The organism is Rathayibacter sp. AY1A2, assembly GCF_002930935.1.
GTDB lineage: Bacteria > Actinomycetota > Actinomycetes > Actinomycetales > Microbacteriaceae > Rathayibacter.
In genome coordinates this window covers 1-18,326 of sequence record NZ_PSTP01000014.1, presented here as the reverse complement: position 1 = coordinate 18,326, position 18,326 = coordinate 1, and the positions used below count along the sequence as shown (strand labels likewise).

Here is an 18,326-nt window from a genome sequence, read left to right as displayed (position 1 = left end):
CTCCCCCTCCCCGAACCGCACCACTCCACCGAAGGAGCACCATGCCCCCCACCACCACACCCGCGCGGCGAGCGCCGCTGCGCGCAGCGCTCGCCGCGCTCGGCCTCGGAGCAGTGCTGCTCTCGGGCCTCGTCGCCCCGGCTCCGGCCGCGCAGGCGGCCGATGCCGTGATCCCGCAGCAGGGCCTCCTCGCCGACTACCGGTTCACGCAGACCACCGGCAGCACGGTCCCGAACACCGTGAGCGGAGGCGTGGGAGCCGCCACCGTCCGCAACGCGACCGACGCGCTCTGGACCGGCACGTCGCTCCGCCTCACCGGCGGCCCCAAGAGCAGCACCACCGCCCCCTGGGTGCAGCTGCCCGCGAACCTGCTGACCGGTCGCTCGTCGGCCACCGTCACGATCGAGACCCGCGCCGACGCGTCGATGCTCTCGAACTTCCACTTCCTGTGGAACATCGGCAGCGACAGCACGAACCAGTACTGGTTCGCGTCCGTCCGCGACCGGGTGCGCACCGCGATCACGACCAGCGGAGGGAACGGCGAGAACAACGCCCGCAGCGCCTCCGCCCTGACCGCCGACCGCTGGTACAGCCTCACCTCGGTGATCGACGGCAGCGCCGGCACGATCTCGTTCTTCGTCGACGGCGTCCAGGTCGCCTCGGCGCCCACCGCTCTGCGCCCCTCGTCGGTGGCGGACCAGTCGCTGAACACGATCGGCCGAGCACCGTACCCCGACCCGTTCTACACGGGCGAGGTCTCGGCGTTCCGCGTCTACGACCGCGCGCTCACCGGGGCGGAGGTGGTGGCCGTGTCGAGCGTCGACGCGAAGCCTCACGCCTCCACGTTCTCCCCGATCGCCGCCGCCGTGCTGGCCGGGGTCGCCCCGCTCACCGTCGACGACTCGACCACGAACCTGCCCGACTACGGGGGAGCGGTGACCTGGTCCTCCAGCGACCCGACCCTGCGCGTCTCGGCCGACGGCCGCACCCTCAGCGCCGACCGCCCCGCCGTGGGCCAGGCCGCGCGCGCCTCGACGCTCACCGCGACGGCGTCGATCCGCGGAATCGTGCAGACCCGCTCGATCGCCGTGACGGTCGAGCCGCAGGTCGGCGTCGACACCCCCTACGGCTACATGATGGTCCACTTCGTCGAGGACTCCCAGGGCTACGCCGAGAAGATCTACCTCGACGTCTCCCGCGGCGACGACCCGGAGAAGTGGGACCCGCTCAACGGCGCGAAGCCGATCCTGGCCTCCGACCTCGGCACCACCGGTGTCCGCGACCCGTACCTGACCTACAACCCCGACACGAAGAAGTACTACATCATCGCCACGGACCTCCGCGTCTTCGGCGGCGACCGGGGCCCCAGCACCTGCGACACCTGGTGCTACTGGACCACCAAGGGCAGCACGAAGATGAACGTCTGGGAGTCGAGCGACCTCGTGTCGTGGAGCGACGTCCGCCAGTTCGACGTGGCGCTCGACGCCGCGGGGACGAAGAAGCTCGAGGCCGGCATGATGTGGGCTCCCGAGGCCACGTGGGTGCCGGACTACGCGGGACCCGGCAAGGGCGCGTTCGTCGTCTACTGGTCCTCGACGGTCTACCCGACCGCGGCGCACACGCCGGGCACCGGATCCTCCCGCGTGCTCTGGGGAGCGACCACGGACTTCACGCAGGCCACCTACTCGTACGGCGGCACCTTCATCGACACCGGGGCCGACACGATCGACACCACGCTGATCCAGGACTCCGGCACGACCTACCGGATCTCGAAGGACAACGGCACCGGCAAGGGCATCTACATGGAGTCGACCACCTCGGCGACCTGGTGGCTGCCGACGACCTCGTGGACGCAGATCCAGTCGCGCATCGGCGCGGTGTGGTCCGGCGGCAACCCCGGTGGGGTCGAGGGCCCCGCGGTGTTCAAGGACCACGGCGAGGACACCTGGTACCTGTACGTCGACGTGATCCCCGCGACCGGCTACAAGCCGATGGTGACGAACGACCTCGACACGGGCTGGACCCAGCTCACCGACCCGGGCTTCTCGCTCGCCTCGTCGACCAAGCACGGCGGCATCGTCTCGCTGACCGCGGGGCAGTACGCCGAGGTCCGCTCGGCCGACGCCGCCTCCGCGGTCCGCTCGGACCTCGGCGAGGTGACGGTCGCCTCCGGCACCGACGCCGCGGCGGCTCTGCCCGCCCGCGCCGACGTCGTGCTCGCCTACAACCGGGGCACCGCCTCGCAGCCGGTCACCTGGAACACCTCCGCGGTGGCGACGGCGCCCGGCCGCTACTCCGTCACCGGAGTCGTCCGCACGATCGGTGCGAACGACAACCAGTGGGTGGGCGCGAACGGATCGACGGCCTACGACGCCGCCGACCGTCGGCTCTCGAGCTCCACGGCCGTCACGGTCACCGCGACCGTGGTGGTGACGGCACCGACCTCGACGCTCACCGCGTCCACCCGCTGCGTCGCGGGCAAGGTCGTCCTCACCGGAGTGGTGAAGAACACGGGCACGACGCCCCTCTCGGTCGTCATCCGCTCGCCGTTCGGCGCCTCGCAGACGCTGACCGCCGCCCCCGGCGCCAGCGCCTCGGCCGCCTTCACCACCCGTCAGGCCTCGGTCCCGGCCGCCTCGCTCACCGCGGGCGCCCTGACCGCGGCCTACCCGGCGCGCACCTGCTGACGCACGCGCGCCGCTGACGCCGAGACGGCCCGCCCCCGCCGAGACACCGCCCCACCGCGGTGCCTCGGCCGGGAGCGGGCCGTCTCGGCGTCGAGCGCCTCGGAGCTCCGCGGCGGCCGCCCCACATCCCGACACGGCAGGCTGTACGGATGAGCGCGCCTGGAACCACCGACCCCCTCGACCACGTCCGCGTGCGCGGCGCCCGCGAGAACAACCTCCGGAGCATCGACGTCGACGTGCCGCGCGACGCCCTCGTCGCCTTCACGGGGGTCTCCGGATCGGGCAAGAGCTCGCTCGCCTTCGGCACGCTCTACGCGGAGGCGCAGCGCCGCTACTTCGAGTCGGTCGCCCCCTACGCGCGGCGGCTGATCGACCAGGTCGGCGTGCCGGACGTCGACTCGATCGAGGGCCTGCCGCCGGCCGTCGCCCTCCCGCAGCGGCGCTCCGGAGGCTCGGCCCGCTCCACGGTCGGCAGTGCGACGACGCTCTCGAGCGTGGTGCGGATGGTGTTCTCGCGCATCGGCGCCTACCCCGAGGGCGCGCCGATGCTGCTCGCAGAGGACTTCTCGGCCAACACCGTGCAGGGCGCGTGCCCCAGCTGCCACGGCATCGGCCGGGTCTACGACGTGCCCGACGAGCTGATGGTGCCGGACGACTCCCTCTCGATCCGCGACGGGGCGCTCGCCGCCTGGCCGACCGCCTGGCACGGCAAGCAACTGCGCGACAGCCTGATCTCGCTCGGCCACGACATCGACGCTCCGTGGCGCGATCTGCCCGCGGAGGACCGCGACTGGATCCTGCACACGCCCGACTCGCCGCAGGTCCCCGTGTGGACCGACCGCTCGCCCGCGGAGGTGCGCGCCTCCGTGGCCGCCGGGGACGAGCCGCGCTACATGAGCACGTTCCTCGGGGTGCGCCGCTACGTGCTCGACACCTTCGCCGGCTCGAAGAGCGCCCGGATGCGCGAGCGCGCGGCCTCGTTCGTCGTCAGCGTCGCCTGCCCGGTGTGCGGCGGCCGGAGGCTGAAGCCCGACGCGCTCGCCGTCACCTTCGAGGGGCTCGACATCACCGAGCTGTCAGCGCTCCCGCTCGAGGAGCTGGTCGTCGTCGCGCGGCGCGTGCTGGAGCCCGGCTGGACCCCGGCCGACGGCGCTCCGCAGACCCGCCTGGCCGCGCAGCGGCTGGTCGAGGATCTCGTCGCCCGCCTCGCGCCGATCGTCGACCTGGGCCTCGGCCACCTCTCGCTCGACCGCTCCACGCCGACGCTCTCCTCGGGGGAGCTCCAGCGGATGCGCCTCGCGACGCAGGTGCTCTCGCGCCTCTTCGGCGTCGTCTTCGTGCTCGACGAGCCGTCCACGGGCCTGCACCCCGCCGACACGGAGGCGCTGCTCGGCATCCTGCGGACCCTGCGGGCGACCGGCAACACCGTCTTCTTCGTCGAGCACTCCCTCGACGTCATCCGCGAGGCCGACTGGATCGTCGACATCGGCCCGGGCGCGGGGTCGGGGGGCGGCACCGTCGTCTATTCCGGCCCGCTCGACGGCCTGCCGGGCGCCCGCGACTCCGTCACCCGCCGCTACCTCTTCCCCGAGGGCGACCCGGCGCCGCTGCGCTCCCGCCGCACCGCGGAGCAGTGGATCGAGCTCGCCGGAGTCTCGCGGCACACCCTCGACGACCTCTCCGTCGCGTTCCCGGTCGGGGTGCTCACCGCGGTCACCGGTGTCTCCGGATCGGGCAAGTCGACGCTCGTGAACCAGGCGCTGCCCGATCTGCTGCGCGCCTCGCTCCGCGCCGACGTCTCCGAGGACGCGCCGGCCGAGGAGGGCGGGGAGGCGGACCCGCTGCTCGACGCGGCCGCGGCGGCGACCCGCGGCACCGCCTCCGGGCCCGCGGACCGCCTGCGCCGCGTGGTGCAGGTGACCCAGACCCCGATCGGCCGGACCTCTCGCTCGAACGTCGCGACCTACACGGGCCTGTTCGACCGGGTGCGGACGCTCTTCGCGGCCACCCCGGAGGCGAAGCGCCGCCGCTTCTCGGCGAGCCGCTTCTCCTTCAACCTGCCCAGCGGGCGCTGCCCCGTCTGCAAGGGCGAGGGCTCCGTGGAGGTGGAGCTGCTGTTCCTCCCGACCGTCGAGGCGCCCTGCACGGCGTGCGGCGGCACCCGGTACAACGACGAGACCCTCGAGGTCACCCTCGGCGGCCGGACGATCGCCGACGTCCTCGCGCTGAGCGTCGCCGACGCGCGCGAGGCCTTCGCCGAGGACCGCGAGGTCGCCCGCCACCTCGACGCTCTGGTGGACGTGGGGCTCGGCTACGTCTCGCTCGGCCAGCCGGCGCCCGAGCTGTCCGGGGGAGAGGCGCAGCGGGTGAAGCTCGCCTCGGAGCTGCGTCGCGCCCAGCGCGGGGACACGCTCTACCTGCTCGACGAGCCGACGTCGGGCCTGCACCCCGCCGACGCCGACCGCCTGCTCGAGCACCTGCAGCACCTCGTCGACGCGGGCAACACGGTGATCGTCGTCGAGCACGACATGCGCGTCGTCGCCGACGCGGACTGGGTCGTGGACCTCGGCCCGGGGGCGGGCCGGGCCGGCGGCTCGGTGGTCGCGACGGGCACTCCGGAGGAGGTCGCCGAGGCCGCGGGCAGCCGCACCGCTCCGTACCTCCGGGCGGCTCTGGACCGGCGCCGCTGAGCGCTCGAGGACCCTGTCAGTCCTCTCACCGAAACCTCACCGAAAACTATTGTTAACGGTAACATTCGAGGCGGCCCGCCCCCCTGGGCCGGATTTCTCAACGACGAGAGGCCTCACGAATGAGACGACGACTCCCCCTGGCCACCGTGGCGGTGATGGCGCTGACGGCGGGTCTCCTGTCGGTCGGCCCCACGGCCCAGGCCGCCCCCACCACCTCGCTCGACGCCGCGAAGGTGCTCGAGCTCCCGTTCGACGGGTCGCTCGCCGACACCAGCGGTCGTGGTACCGCCCTCGGGATGCAGAAGGGCACCGCCTCCTACGGCACCGGCCTGAACGGCCGGGCGTTCGAGTTCACCGGATCGAACGCGATCTCGCTCGGCACTGCGGCGGCGCTGCAGCCCGCCGACCTCACCGTCTCGTTCTGGTACAAGCCGACCAGCGCGATGACCGGTGAGCAGGTCTTCACCTGGAACAAGACCGCCTACAACTCCGACGGCTGGTACCTCACCTCCGAGGGCGACGGCACTCCGCTCGCCCTCTCGATCGGCCCGTCCGGCGGTCAGCCGTACAAGGTCGCCGTCGAGACCGCCCGCTCCGGCTTCTTCCCCGCGGGGGAGTGGACGCACGTGGTCGCCACGTACGACAAGAGCACCAAGGCCGTCGCCTTCTACCGCAACGGGGTGAAGCAGACCGCCGTCGTCAAGACCGCGCCGTCCTCCTCCGCATCAGGCGTCCTCGGCTCCGAGAGCACCTCGACGAAGACCCTCGGCTTCAACGGCCCCCAGTACAACGGCGCGCACCTGCGCGGCCTGCTCGACGACTACGCGCTCTACAACGGCGTCGCGACCACCACCGACGTCGTCGCCCTGACGAAGGCCGGCAACCCCTCCTTCGACCCCGCGAGCATCGCCCGGGCCGACCTCGAGCTGGTCGCCCCGCCCGCGAGCACCAGCACCGGCTTCACCCTGCCCACCGTCGGCGCGAAGGGGTCCGCCCTCAGCTGGACCTCCTCCGACCCGGCGACCGTCGCGATCAGCGGAGGCACGGCCGCGGTCACGCCGCCCACCGGCTCCGCGACGCAGGTCGTCCTCACCGGCTCCGCCACCTACGGGGGCAGCACCGCGGTCACGAAGACCTACACTCTCCAGGTGCAGCCCCGGGGAGTGAAGACGTCGAACTACCTTCTGGAGGCCGGCCTGTCCGACGTCTCCGTGCAGGACCCCTACCTCGAGAACGGGGAGCAGCAGACCGTCGAGTACCTGCTGAGCCTCGACCCCGAGATGTTCCTCTACTCCTTCTACCGCGAGGCCGGGCTCACGCCGACCACCAGCGGCGGATACGGGGGTTGGGAGCGCGAGAACGGCACCCGGTTCCAGGGCCACTTCTTCGGCCACTACCTCTCGGCGCTCTCGCAGGCCTACGCGACCGAGGAGGACGCGGCCACCAAGGCGGCTCTGCTCGCGAAGCTCACCGCTTCCGTCGACGGTCTGAAGAAGGTCCAGGACGCCTACGCGCTGAAGGACCCCGCGAACGCCGGCTACGTCTCGCCGTTCCCGACCCGCTACCTCCCCTCGGGCGGCGACGGCCTGCTCGTCCCCTTCTACAACCTGCACAAGGTGCTCGCAGGCCTCCTCGACGCCCACGACCAGGCGCCCGACGCCGTCTCGCAGAAGGCGCTCGTCGTCGCCGGCGGCTTCGGCAGCTGGATCACCGCCTGGGCGGGCCGCCAGGCCAACCCCGGGCAGCTCCTGAACACGGAGTACGGCGGAATGAACGAGGCGCTCTACCGCCTGTACGAGACCACGCACGACCCGGCGCACAAGCGCGCGGCCGAGTACTTCGACGAGACCGCGCTGTTCCAGAAGCTCGCGAACAACGAGGACGTCCTCAACGGGCTGCACGCGAACACGACCGTCCCGAAGCTGATCGGCGCGCTGAAGCGCTACCGCGTCTTCACCGACGACCCGGCGCTCTACGCCACGCTCACCGCCGCGGAGAAGTCGGATCTCGACATGTACCGCCGTGCCGCCGAGAACTTCTGGCGCATGGTCGACGAGACCCACACCTACGCCAACGGCGGCAACAGCCAGTCCGAGCACTTCCACGCACCCGGCACCCTGTACGAGTACGCCACGAACGGCCAGACCACCGGCTACGGCGAGAACTCGACCTCCGAGGGCTGCAACATCTACAACATGCTCAAGCTCACCCGGGCGCTGTTCCAGGTGACCGAGGACGTGAAGTACGCCGACTTCTACGAGGAGACGTTCATCAACGGCGTCCTCTCGGTGCAGAACCCGGACACCGGCATGGTGACCTACTTCCAGCCGCAGACCGCGGGCTACGCCAAGGTCTTCGGGCACGAGCTCGACGAGTTCTGGTGCGACCACGGCTCGGGTATCGAGAGCTTCACCAAGCTCGGCGACTCGATCTACTTCGAGAAGCCGAAGACCGTCTTCGTGAACCAGTTCCGCTCCTCGGTCCTCCGCTCCTCCGCGAACAACCTCCGGCTGACCCAGACGGCGGACATCCCGAGCACGGACACGGCGACCCTGAGGGTCGAAGCGCTGGCCGGAGGAGCCGTGGCCGCGGACACGACCCTCAAGCTGCGCGTGCCGTCCTGGATCGACGGAGCGCCGACGCTCACCGTGAACGGTGCCGTCCGTGCCGTCACGGCCCAGGCCGGATACGTCTCGGTCGCCGTCGCCGCCGGTGACGTGCTGACCTGGAAGCTGCCCGCCGCGGTCAGCGCGGTCGCGGACACGGAGAACCCCGACTGGACCGCGTTCCGCTACGGACCGGTGCTGCTGGCGACCGAGCTCAACCGCTCGAACGTCGAGGCGTCCTACGTCGCCGGCGTCCTGGTGCGCATGGGCACGGCCGACAAGTCCGTGAACTCGAACGTCGTCGTCGCGGACTCCGCGGCCTGGAAGTCCGCGGTCCGCGGCAACCTGGTCCGCCTGCCCGACGGCGCGGACGGCAACGGCCGCACGACGATGCGCTTCGGCATGAAGAACGTCGACGCCGCGTCCGCCGCCCGGGTGTTCACTCCGTACTACAGCCTCTACAACGCCCGCTACGCGACCTACATGACCCTGATCGAGCCCGACTCGGCCGCGGCCCAGGCGCTGATCCGGACGCAGAAGGAGCAGCTGCGCGTCGACGAGACGACGATCGACTCCCTCACCTCCTTCGACAACAACAACAGCGAGGCCGACAAGAACTACAAGACCGCGCGGTCCTCGGTGGGGACCTGGCGCGGCGAGGGGTACCGCGACGGCGAGCGCTCGGCGGAGGCGTACTTCCAGTACGACATGATCGTCGACCCGGCTCTGCCGGCGAACTACCTCGGGGTCCGCTACTACGGCGGCGACGCGGGACGCACCTTCGACGTCTACCTCAACGACGTGAAGCTCAAGACCGAGGTGGTCTCGGGAGCGGCCGGAGCGACGAGCTGGTACGTCCAGTACGACCGGATCCCGGCGTCGATCCTCAGCGGTCTCGCCGCGAAGGACAGCTACAAGCGCGACCAGAGCGGGAAGTACGTGCTCGACGCGAAGGGGCAGAAGATCCCCGTCGTCACGGTGCGCTTCCAGGGCACCGGATCCAGCTACGTCGGCGGTGTCTTCGGGGTCTACACGACCGAGTCGACCACCTACGCTGCGGACCCGGAGCTGACGAAGCTCTCCTCCGACGTCGGGACGCTCTCGCCGGCTCTCGCCGCCGGGGTCAGGGACCACACGCTCACGGTGCCGGCCGGCACGACGAGCGTCTCGCTCGACCTGGACCCGGCCGTGCCCAGCGGTCTGGTGAAGGTCGACGGCGTGCTGATCGACGACACCCTCCGCCGCACGGTGCCGCTCGCGGCGTCGGGCACGACGAGCGTGGTCGTCGAGTCGTCGGCGCAGGACCACACGACGACAGCGACCTACCGCCTCTCCATCGTCCGCGCCTCCGCGGCGACGGTACCGACGACCGTGGCGGCCACCAGCCGCTGCGTGGCGGGCAAGGTCGTGGTGACGGTCACCGCTCGGAACGATGCGAAGGTCCCGGCGGGGATCACCCTCGGCTCCGCCTGGGGCTCGAAGGCGTTCACCGGGATCGCTCCCGGGTCGAGCGCCTCGCACGCCTTCACCACCCGCGCCGCCTCGGTGGCCGCGGGCTCGGCGACGGTGACCGCGACGGCGACCGTGGACGGAGCATCGGTGACCACCACGAAGCAGGCCGCGTACTCCGCTCTCACCTGCAAGTGACGTGACGACGACGGCCGCCGGGGATCGCCCCCGGCGGCCGTCGTCGTCAGTCGGAGGTGCGGTAGAGGCCCTGGAGCAGCCCGATGACGTCGCCCAGGAGGGGCGGCGGGTCGCTCCGGATCCACGCGGCGTGCACGGGGACCGGCGGGGCGTCGCGGACGACCCGGTAGGCGAGGCCCTGCCGTCGGTACTGGCTCACCGTCGATTCCGCGGTCACTCCGCGGGCGGAGCCGCTGCTGATCACCGTGAGCCAGTCATCGACGTCGGTCGTCGGGACGGTGATCCGCGGCCGGTCGTGCTCGGGCCAGAGGTCGAGCCGGGTGCTCCCGGTCCGGTCGTCGAGCGCGAGCGGAGCGGTCGCCACCTGGGCGAGGGTGACCGTGCGCTTCGCGGCGAGCGGGTCGTCGACGGACAGGGCGCAGTAGCGCTTCTCGGTGCCGATCAGAGCCGACTCGACGTCCGCAGCCGGAGATCCGCGCCGGAGGATCGCGAGGTCGCTGAGGCCCTCCGCGAGCCCCGCGGTGGGGGTGTTGGAGCGGATCAGCCGCAGCTCGTGGCGGGGGAGCGCCGCGGCCCAGCGGCGCTGGAACTCCTGGGTGTGCTCGCCGAGAGCCGACCAGGCGTAGCCGATCCGGATCGTGTCCGTTCCGGCCGCCGCCTCCTCGCGCAGATCGTCGACGACGGCCAGGACGCGGCGGGCGTGCCGCAGCACCCGCTCGCCCGCCGGCGCGAGCTCGACGCTGCGGGTCGTCCGGTGGAGGAGCCTTCGTCCGAGGACGGACTCGAGCGCCGCGACGTTGCGGGAGACCGCCGTCTGGGAGATGCCGAGGTCGATCCCCGCGTCGGTGAAGGTCCCGGCGTCCACGACGCCGACGAACGACCGGAGGTGGCGCAGTTCCAGATCCATGACCGCATCCTATTCATGCGGTTCCCGCATCGGTCGGACCGGTGATGCATTGTGAGCCGGGGCCGGACGGCTCGCAGACTTCCGGCATGACGAAGCAGCTCCCCGGCGACGGCCGGACCGTCGGCGTCGCGACCGCCCTCGCGAGCGCCCTCTCGAATCAGCTCGGGGCGGCCTCCGGGACTCTGGCCTTCCCGGTCCTTGGGTCCGTCGGAGTGGTCGCGGTCCGGCAGATCGTCGCCGCGCTGATCCTCCTCCCGGTCGTGCGGCCGCGGATCCGCGACCTGACCCGCGCGCAGTGGTGGCCCGTCCTGTTCCTCGCCGTGGTGTTCGGAGCGATGAACCTCACGCTCTACGCGGCCATCGACCGCATCGGGCTGGGGCTGGCGGTGACCCTGGAGTTCTGCGGGCCGCTGGCGGTCGCGCTCCTCGGCTCCCGGAGCAGGACCAGCGCGCTCTGCGCCCTCGTCGCCGGAGCGGGCGTCGTCGCGATCGCCGGGCCGAGGCCCTCGTCCGACCAGCTGGGGATCGCGCTCGGTCTCGCGGCCGCGTGCTGCTGGGCCGCGTACATCCTGCTCAACCGGATCATCGGACTCCGTCTGCCCGGAGCGCAGGGGACCGCCACGGCGACCGGGATCTCCGCCGCCGTCTTCCTGCCCGTCGCCGTCTGGACGCTCGTCTCGACGCGCCCCGACGCGGGCACCGTGCTCCTGGCGGTCGGCGCCGGCGTCCTGGCGACGGCCGTCCCGTTCGTGGCCGACGTGATCGCGCTCCGGAGGCTCCCGGCGAGCGTGTTCGGGACGCTCATGAGCGCCAACCCCGTCCTGGCCGCCCTCATCGGCGCGGTCGTGCTCGGGCAGGACGTCGGCGCGGCCGGATGGATCGGCATCGCCCTCATCGTCACCGCGAACGCGGCGGTCCTCCGGCGGGGGCGTCGCGCGCGGTGAGGCCCGGCGGCGGGCCGAGCGAGAGGTGATCCCGTCGAGATGCCGCCGCTGTGCGTTACCTGTTCGTTATGAAAAAGGCGCCTACACGACCAAACCAGGGACACCCTGGGAAACGGCAGGTCGCGGGAGAAAACTCTCCTCCATGAACCAGACAGCGGCACCCGTGCGCGAGCATCGAGCTCTCTACTTCCTGCTCGCCGCCCTCGCGGGCATCGTCACGGGCGGAGTCCTCCTCGCCGTCGCCGAGCTCATCGCCCTCGCGGTCGCCCGCACCGCGAGCCCCGTGCTCGCGCTCGGCGCCTTCATCGTCGACATCGTCCCGCGCCCGCTCAAGGAGTTCGCGATCGAGACGTTCGGCGAGAACGACAAGACCTTCCTGCTCGGCAGCGTGGGCGCCGCGGTCGTCGTCGCCGCCGCGATCGCCGGAGTGCTCCAGCTGGTCCGCCCGCCGCTCGGCCAGGTGCTGCTCGTGATCGCCGGCGGCCTCTCGATCGCCGCCATCGTGACCCGCACCGGAGCGTCGCCGCTCGCCGCGGTGCCCACGCTGGTCGGACTCGTCGTCGCCGTCGTCGTCATGCACCTCCTCTTCACGCGCCTGCGCGGCTGGCGTGCGGCCCGGGCCTCGGAGGCCAGGGGAACATCCTCCGAGGCCCGTCCGGGCGCCCTCGAGCGCCGCGGCTTCTTCCGCATCGCGCTGATCTCCGCCGTCGGCGCGGCCGTCGTCGGCACCGGCGCCCGCCTGGTCAACGCGGCGACCTCCTCCCTCGCCGGCGTCCGCGACGCCCTGCGCCTGCCGTCCCCGCGCAGCACCGTCTCGGTCCCCGCGGGCGCCGAGCTCGACATCGAGGGCATCACGCCGCTCTACACGCCGAACGCCGACTTCTACCGCGTCGACACCGCCCTCACCGTGCCCAACCTGGACCCGTCGGCCTGGTCGCTGAAGATCACCGGCATGGTCGACCGCGAGGTGACGCTGAACCTCCAGCAGATCTTCGACATGGGCCTCGACGAGTACGGCATCACCCTCACCTGCGTCTCGAATCAGGTCGGCGGCAACCTCGTCGGCAACGCCAAGTGGCTCGGCGTCCCCCTGCGCGACGTGCTGAAGATGGCCGGCGTGCAGAGCGGAGCCGACATGCTCCTCTCCACCAGCAGCGACGGCTACACGGCGTCCACCCCGATCACCGCGGTCACGGACGAGAACCTCGACGCGATCCTCGCCGTCGGCATGAACGGCGAGCCCCTCCCGTTCGAGCACGGCTTCCCGGTGCGGATGATCGTGCCCGGCCTCTACGGCTACGTCTCGGCCACCAAGTGGCTCACCGAGCTCAAGGTCACCACCTTCGAGGCCGACCAGGCCTACTGGACCCCGCGCGGCTACTCCGCCGAGGCCCCCATCAAGATGTCCTCGCGGATCGACACCCCGCGGATCGGCGTCCCCGTCACCTCGGGCGCTCTCAAGATCGCGGGCGTCGCCTGGGCGCAGAGCATCGGCATCGAGAAGGTCGAGGTGAGCATCGACAACGGCGACTGGCAGGAGGCGACGCTCTCGACCCCGGTCAACCTCGACACCTGGGTGCAGTGGTTCGTCGACTGGGACGCCCAGCCCGGCTCGCACTACGTCGCGGTACGCGCGGTCGACAAGAACGGCATGGTCCAGATCGAGGACCGCGCACCGGTCGCGCCCGACGGCTCCTCCGGCTGGCAGCGCACGCTCATCAACGTCACCTGACGCCCCGTGGAGGCGCCGATCCCCGTGGGTCGGCGCCTCCGGCGCGTCCGGCGTCCGTCGCGACGACGCCCCCGCAGTGCGGACGGCCCTGACGCGACGTCGCCTCCGCGGCAGGCACCGCGGCACGTCCCGGCCCGGCGCGCAAGCCTCCGCGGCGGCGCGGCCCGCGAGGAGGCGCCGCTCTAGCCTTCGAGGATGCGCTCCCGGCTCCTCCACCTCCGCGAATCCTTCTGGTTCCTCCCGGCCCTGTTCGGCGTCCTCGCCGTCGGGCTGGCGCTGGGGCTGGTCGAGGTCGACCATCTGCTGGTCCGCGCCGGCGTCAGCGACATCCCCCTGATCGAGGACCTGTCGCCGACCGGCGGCCGGGCGATCCTCTCGGCGATCGGCGGGACGATGCTGGGCGTCGCCGCGACCTCGTTCTCGATCACGATCTCGGTGCTGGCGACCACGTCCTCCGCCTACGGTCCCCGGCTGGTCCGCAACTTCATGGCCGACCGCGGCAACCAGGTCGTCCTGGCGGTGCTCACGTCCACGTTCCTGTACTCGCTGATCGTGCTGCGCGCGGTGCACACCGAGGAGGACGCGTCGCTGACGTTCGTGCCGGTGGTGGCCGTCTCGTTCTCGGTGCTGCTCGCGGTGGTCGACGTCGCGGTGCTCGTCTACTTCATCCACCACATCGCGCTGTCGGTGCAGGTGACGACGCTGCAGCAGCGGGTGCTCGGCGAGCTCGTCGACGTGATCGAGCGACTGCATCCGGAGGACGGTGAGGAGCCGGTGGACGCGGAGGAGGCCCTGCTCGCGGAGGAGGCCCTGCCGCCGGCGGGGCGCGAGCCGGTCGTGCTGTGTGCGGTGCGCGGGGGCTACGTCGAGCAGCTCGAGGTCGAGCGGCTGGTCGCCCTGGCCCGCCGCGGCGACGCGCGGCTCCGGGTGCTCGCGCTGCCCGGCGACCACGTCCTCGTCGGCGACCCGGTGCTCGAGGTCCTGGAGGGGTCCGTCGCCCAGGAGGAGGCGGTCGCCGCGGTCGTCGTCGCCGACGCCCGCACCCCGCACCAGGACCTCCGCTACGCCGTCCAGCAGGTGGTCGAGATCGGAGTCCGCGGGCTCGCGACCGGCACGAACGACCCGTACACCGCGGTCGGCGCCGTCGAGGCCCTGACCAGCGCGCTCGTCGACCTCTGCGGCCGGCCGAAGGCGCGCGGCCGCTACTCCGACGCCGACGGAGTCGTCCGCCTGGTCGTCCCATGGCCTCGGGCGGGTGAGCTGCTGGCCGACGTGTTCCTCGCGCTGCGCTCGTACGCGATGGGGCAGCCGCTCGTCGTCCGCGCCGGCGTGCGCTTCGCCGAGCGGCTCGCGGGCGTCGCCCGCGGCGGGACCCGCGTCGAGCTGCACCGCCAGGTCCAGGCGTTCGCCGCCGCGCACGCCGCCGCCGACGGCGACGCCCTCGAGGCGCCGGCCCTGCGCGCGTCGCTCGCCGCGCTCGAGGCGCGTCTCGCGGCCTGACGCCGGCCTGCCCGATGCTCCGGGAAGCCGCACCGCCCATGGAGTGCTCGAATCGATTCGAGTAGGCTCGGCGCATGACAGAGAACACCACTGAGCTGCGCGTGGGGGTCGTCGGCCTCGGCTTCGCCGGCACCACTCACCTCGACGCCTTCCAGTCCCTGCCCGGCGCCCGCGTCGTCGCGCTCGCCGGCCAGGAGGAGGCGCGCCTGCACGAACTCGGCGCGACCCGCGGCGTCCCCGACCTCTACGCCGACTGGGAGGAGCTCGTCGCCCGCGACGACCTCGACGTCGTCTCCATCGGCGTCCCGAACCACCTGCACCACCCGATCGCCGTGGCCGCGCTCGCGAGCGGCAAGCACGTCTTCTGCGAGAAGCCGCTCGCCACCACCGCCGAGCTGGCGGCCGAGATGGTCGAGGCCGCCCGCACGAACGACCGGGTGCTCGAGATCGCGTACAACCACCGCCGCCGCGCCGACGTCGCCTTCCTCCGCGACTACCTCGACGACGCACCGCTCGGCGACGTCTACCACGCCCGCGCGAGCTGGCAGCGGCGCAGCGGCATCCCCGGCATCGGCTCCTGGTTCACCAGCAAGGAGCTCGCCGGCGGCGGCCCGCTGATCGACCTCGGCTCCCACGTGCTCGACATCGCGCTGCACTTGCTCTACGAGCCGCGCGTGACCAGCGTCTCGGCGGTCGCGTACGGCGAGATCGGCCGCTCCGGCCGCGGAGGGCGCCCGCACGGCGTCGCCGCCACCGGCACGCACGCGTTCGAGGTGGAGGACTTCTCGAGCGCCCTGCTGCGCCTCGACAACGGCCGCTCGCTCCAGCTCGACGCCTCCTGGGCCAGCTACTCGAAGGTCGACGAGGACATCGAGGTCGAGCTGCTCGGCTCGGCCGGGGGCGCGCGCCTCCACATCGCCGACTACGCCACGGAGGGGACTCTGACGCTCTACTCCGAGGTCGCCGGAGCGCCGACCGTCTCGCACCCCGACGTGAGGGTCCCCGCCGGGCACCACCGCTCCGTCATCGCCGAGTTCCTGGAGGCGATCGCCTCGGGAGCCGACGCGCCCGCGGGCGGCCCCCGCTACTCCGGCCACTACGGCGAGTACGCGCTGCACCGCAGCCGGGTGGTCGACGCGATCTACCGCTCCGCCGCCGAGAAGCAGGAGGTGGCGGTCGCATGAGCGCCCCGATCGAGGTCCTCGTCTGGAACGAGTTCCGCCACGAGACCCGCGGCGACGAGACCGTGCTGCGCCACTACCCGGACGGCATCCACCGCGTCATCGCGGACGGACTCGCGGAGTCGCTCGGCGACGCCGTCTCGGTGCGCACCGCGACGCTCCCCGAGCCCGAGCACGGGCTCACCGAGGAGGCGCTCGCGACGACGGACGTGCTGCTGTGGTGGGGGCACATCGCGCACGAGGAGGTGTCGGACGAGGTCGTCCAGCGCGTCCTGCGGCACGTGCAGGAGGGGATGGGGATCCTGGTCCTGCACTCGGGCCACTACTCGTCGATCTTCAAAGCGCTCATGGGCACGACCTGCTCGCTGAAGTGGCGCAACGACCGCGACCGCGAGCTGGTCTGGACGATCGCGCCCACCCATCCGATCGCCGAGGGCGTGCCCAGCCCGCTGATCATCCCCGAGCAGGAGATGTACGGCGAGTACTTCGACATCCCGGTGCCGGAGGAGACGGTGTTCCTGTCGACCTTCACCGGCGGCGAGGTGTTCCGCTCCGGCGTGACCTACACCCGCGGCCTCGGGAAGGTCTTCTACTTCTCGCCCGGCGACCAGGACTACCCCGTCTACCACCACCCGGACATCCGGCGCGTGCTGGCGAACGCCGTCCGCTGGGCCCGCCCGACCCGTCCGCGCACGTCCCTCACGGCCGACCACCACCCCCGGGGCTGGTTCGAGTCCTGACGCGGTCCCCTCCCTCTCCGCGGGATGCCGCTCCGGTACGCGACACGCCGTGCCGGGCGTACCGACGTGGCGTCTCACGGGGAGGTACTGGGGGGATGCAGCAGCCGGAGGGGCGCGGGCCGGACGAGGTGCGCCGGTACGGGGAGGCGCCGGAGCAGATCGCGGACGTCTTCCGCGGGGCGCCCGGCGAGGCGCACCGGCCGGTCGTGCTCGTGCACGGCGGGTTCTGGCGGGCGCGGTGGGACCGGCGGCACGCCCGGCCGCTCGCGGCGGCGCTGGCCGACCGCGGGCACGACGTGCTCCTCCCCGAGTACCGGCGCACGGGCGACCCGGGAGGCGGCTGGCCGGGCACCGGCGACGACGTCCTGGCCGTGCTCGCGGCGCTCCCGGCGCTGCTGCCCGGCGCCGGGCCGGTCACCCTCGTCGGCCACTCCGCCGGCGGCCACCTCGCTGTCTGGTCGCAGGCCGCCCGTCCGTCGCCGCACGTCGCCGCTGTGGTGGCGCTGGCGGGCGTGCTCGACCTGGCCGCCGCCTCCGCCGACCGCCTCAGCGACGACGCCGTGGGGGAGCTCCTCGGCGGCGACCTCGCGCTGCTCCCGGGCGCCGACCCCGCGCAGCTGCCCACGCCGCCGCAGCCGACCACGCTGATCCACGGCCTACTCGACGAGGACGTCCCCGTCGCCTACAGCCGCCGATACGCCGACCGGCACCCCGCCGTGCAGCTGCACGAGCTCGCCGACGCCGACCACATGGCGCTCGTCGATCCGACGACGCCAGCCTTCGCGATCCTCCTCGCCGCGCTCGGCTGACGCGCGATCGCACCCCCTCGCCCGTCGGCGTGCGCTGGGGACGGATCGCGACACATCGCCCGCCGACGCGCGACGGGACAGGCCCCCTAGAGGACCGGCGGGTACAGGAAGAGCGGGACCTGCGCCGTGGGGAAGGTGCGGGTCACGTAGCTGTGCTTGCCGCCGTAGTTGTACTCCTCGAGGAGCACGGTGCCGTCGTCGTTGACCTTCTGCACGTACGAGACGTGGTTGTAGGTCCACCACGCGACGCAGCCGACGATCGGGACGCTGCTGGTCGCCCAGCCCTTCTCGGCCCAGTTGTCCGGCCACTCGTAGGCGCTGCCGCCGAGCGGGGTGATGTTGCCCCACGTGTACTTCCACGGCGCGGAGGTGCGGCCGGCGTCGCGGTTGAGGCGCCAGGCCACGAAGTCGACGCACTCGCGGTAGTAGTAGCCGAGGGGCGAGAGTCCGCCGCCGTCGTCGTCGATGGTCTCGTAGGGCCACGGGTAGTCGTCGCCGACCGCGCGGGTCTGCACGGTCGAGAACTCGCCGCCGTTGGATCCGGAGAGCACGGCCGCCTGGCGGCTGGCCTCGTCGAGCTGCGCCTGGGTCGGTGCGGCGAAGGCGTCGCGGACGGCGGTCTGGCCGGCGGCGTCGGAGGAGACGGTGAGGTTCTGGAGGCCGACCCGGTTCGCGGCGGCGCGGCCGGTCGCGGTGGCGAAGGAGCTGCGGGCGCCGTACGCGGGGATCGCGGCCGTGGCGAAGAGGCCGCCGACCACCGAGAACGTCCCGAAGGCCAGGGCGCGGCGGCTGAGGCCACGGGCTCGGGCGGGCTCGGCGGCGCGGGGAGCGACGGGGCGGGAGGCGGACGCGCGGCGCGGTGAGGCCGGGATCGACCGGGAGG

General features: G+C 72.5%; 11 protein-coding genes. 9 read left to right on the top strand and 2 right to left on the bottom strand.

Annotated features, from left to right (window positions below; translation table 11 throughout):
- The first annotated feature begins 41 nt into the window (after positions 1-41).
- The 3 genes from C5B93_RS12020 to C5B93_RS12010 all read left to right on the top strand — a co-directional run bounded on the left by C5B93_RS12020 (position 42) and on the right by C5B93_RS12010 (position 9,630).
- Entirely contained in the window at positions 42-2,687 is a 2,646-nt protein-coding gene (locus C5B93_RS12020; protein ID WP_104292561.1) for a LamG-like jellyroll fold domain-containing protein, read from the top strand.
- 149 nt (positions 2,688-2,836) lie between these two features.
- Positions 2,837-5,377 carry an excinuclease ABC subunit UvrA gene (locus tag C5B93_RS12015; protein WP_104292560.1) on the top strand — a complete coding sequence of 847 codons (2,541 nt, stop codon included), beginning with the start codon at positions 2,837-2,839 and terminating at the stop codon, positions 5,375-5,377.
- A gap of 119 nt (positions 5,378-5,496) precedes the next feature.
- A complete protein-coding gene (locus tag C5B93_RS12010; protein ID WP_104292559.1) occupies positions 5,497-9,630 on the top strand; it encodes a beta-L-arabinofuranosidase domain-containing protein in 4,134 nt (1,377 codons plus the stop codon).
- 46 nt (positions 9,631-9,676) lie between these two features.
- Here the strand turns inward: C5B93_RS12010 and C5B93_RS12005 are convergent, their stop codons facing one another.
- Entirely contained in the window at positions 9,677-10,537 is an 861-nt protein-coding gene (locus C5B93_RS12005) for a LysR family transcriptional regulator (RefSeq protein ID WP_104222432.1), read from the bottom strand.
- 86 nt (positions 10,538-10,623) lie between these two features.
- Here C5B93_RS12005 and C5B93_RS12000 point away from each other — a divergent pair, with 86 nt between their 5' ends.
- From C5B93_RS12000 to C5B93_RS11975, 6 genes are all read left to right on the top strand, one after another.
- Complete coding sequence (locus C5B93_RS12000) at positions 10,624-11,481, top strand: DMT family transporter (protein ID WP_104292558.1); 858 nt, start codon at positions 10,624-10,626, stop codon at positions 11,479-11,481.
- A 142-nt stretch (positions 11,482-11,623) separates the two neighbouring features.
- A complete protein-coding gene (locus tag C5B93_RS11995; RefSeq protein WP_104226578.1) occupies positions 11,624-13,213 on the top strand; it encodes a molybdopterin-dependent oxidoreductase in 1,590 nt (529 codons plus the stop codon).
- A 195-nt stretch (positions 13,214-13,408) separates the two neighbouring features.
- Entirely contained in the window at positions 13,409-14,713 is a 1,305-nt protein-coding gene (locus C5B93_RS11990) for a DUF2254 domain-containing protein (protein WP_104292557.1), read from the top strand.
- A 74-nt stretch (positions 14,714-14,787) separates the two neighbouring features.
- Entirely contained in the window at positions 14,788-15,897 is a 1,110-nt protein-coding gene (locus C5B93_RS11985; RefSeq protein ID WP_104292556.1) for a Gfo/Idh/MocA family protein, read from the top strand.
- Entirely contained in the window at positions 15,894-16,634 is a 741-nt protein-coding gene (locus C5B93_RS11980; protein WP_104257753.1) for a ThuA domain-containing protein, read from the top strand. Before C5B93_RS11985 ends, C5B93_RS11980 begins: the two co-directional genes overlap by 4 nt.
- 95 nt (positions 16,635-16,729) lie before the next feature.
- On the top strand, positions 16,730-17,443 hold the full coding sequence (locus tag C5B93_RS11975; RefSeq protein WP_104292555.1) for an alpha/beta hydrolase: 714 nt from the start codon (positions 16,730-16,732) through the stop codon (positions 17,441-17,443).
- 86 nt (positions 17,444-17,529) lie between these two features.
- Here C5B93_RS11975 and C5B93_RS17815 read toward each other — a convergent pair.
- Positions 17,530-18,326, bottom strand: a 797-nt coding sequence (locus C5B93_RS17815; RefSeq protein WP_104292554.1) for a CHAP domain-containing protein, incomplete at its 5' end; no start/stop codon positions are given.

Coding starts and splice junctions, on each gene's coding strand:
- C5B93_RS11980 (WP_104257753.1), top strand. CDS start 15,894: ATGAGCGCCCCGATCGAGGTCCTCGTCTGGAACGAGTTCCGCCACGAG.
- C5B93_RS12005 (WP_104222432.1), bottom strand. CDS start 10,537: ATGGATCTGGAACTGCGCCACCTCCGGTCGTTCGTCGGCGTCGTGGAC.
- C5B93_RS12020 (WP_104292561.1), top strand. CDS start 42: ATGCCCCCCACCACCACACCCGCGCGGCGAGCGCCGCTGCGCGCAGCG.
- C5B93_RS11975 (WP_104292555.1), top strand. CDS start 16,730: ATGCAGCAGCCGGAGGGGCGCGGGCCGGACGAGGTGCGCCGGTACGGG.
- C5B93_RS12010 (WP_104292559.1), top strand. CDS start 5,497: ATGAGACGACGACTCCCCCTGGCCACCGTGGCGGTGATGGCGCTGACG.
- C5B93_RS11995 (WP_104226578.1), top strand. CDS start 11,624: ATGAACCAGACAGCGGCACCCGTGCGCGAGCATCGAGCTCTCTACTTC.
- C5B93_RS11990 (WP_104292557.1), top strand. CDS start 13,409: ATGCGCTCCCGGCTCCTCCACCTCCGCGAATCCTTCTGGTTCCTCCCG.
- C5B93_RS12000 (WP_104292558.1), top strand. CDS start 10,624: ATGACGAAGCAGCTCCCCGGCGACGGCCGGACCGTCGGCGTCGCGACC.
- C5B93_RS12015 (WP_104292560.1), top strand. CDS start 2,837: ATGAGCGCGCCTGGAACCACCGACCCCCTCGACCACGTCCGCGTGCGC.
- C5B93_RS11985 (WP_104292556.1), top strand. CDS start 14,788: ATGACAGAGAACACCACTGAGCTGCGCGTGGGGGTCGTCGGCCTCGGC.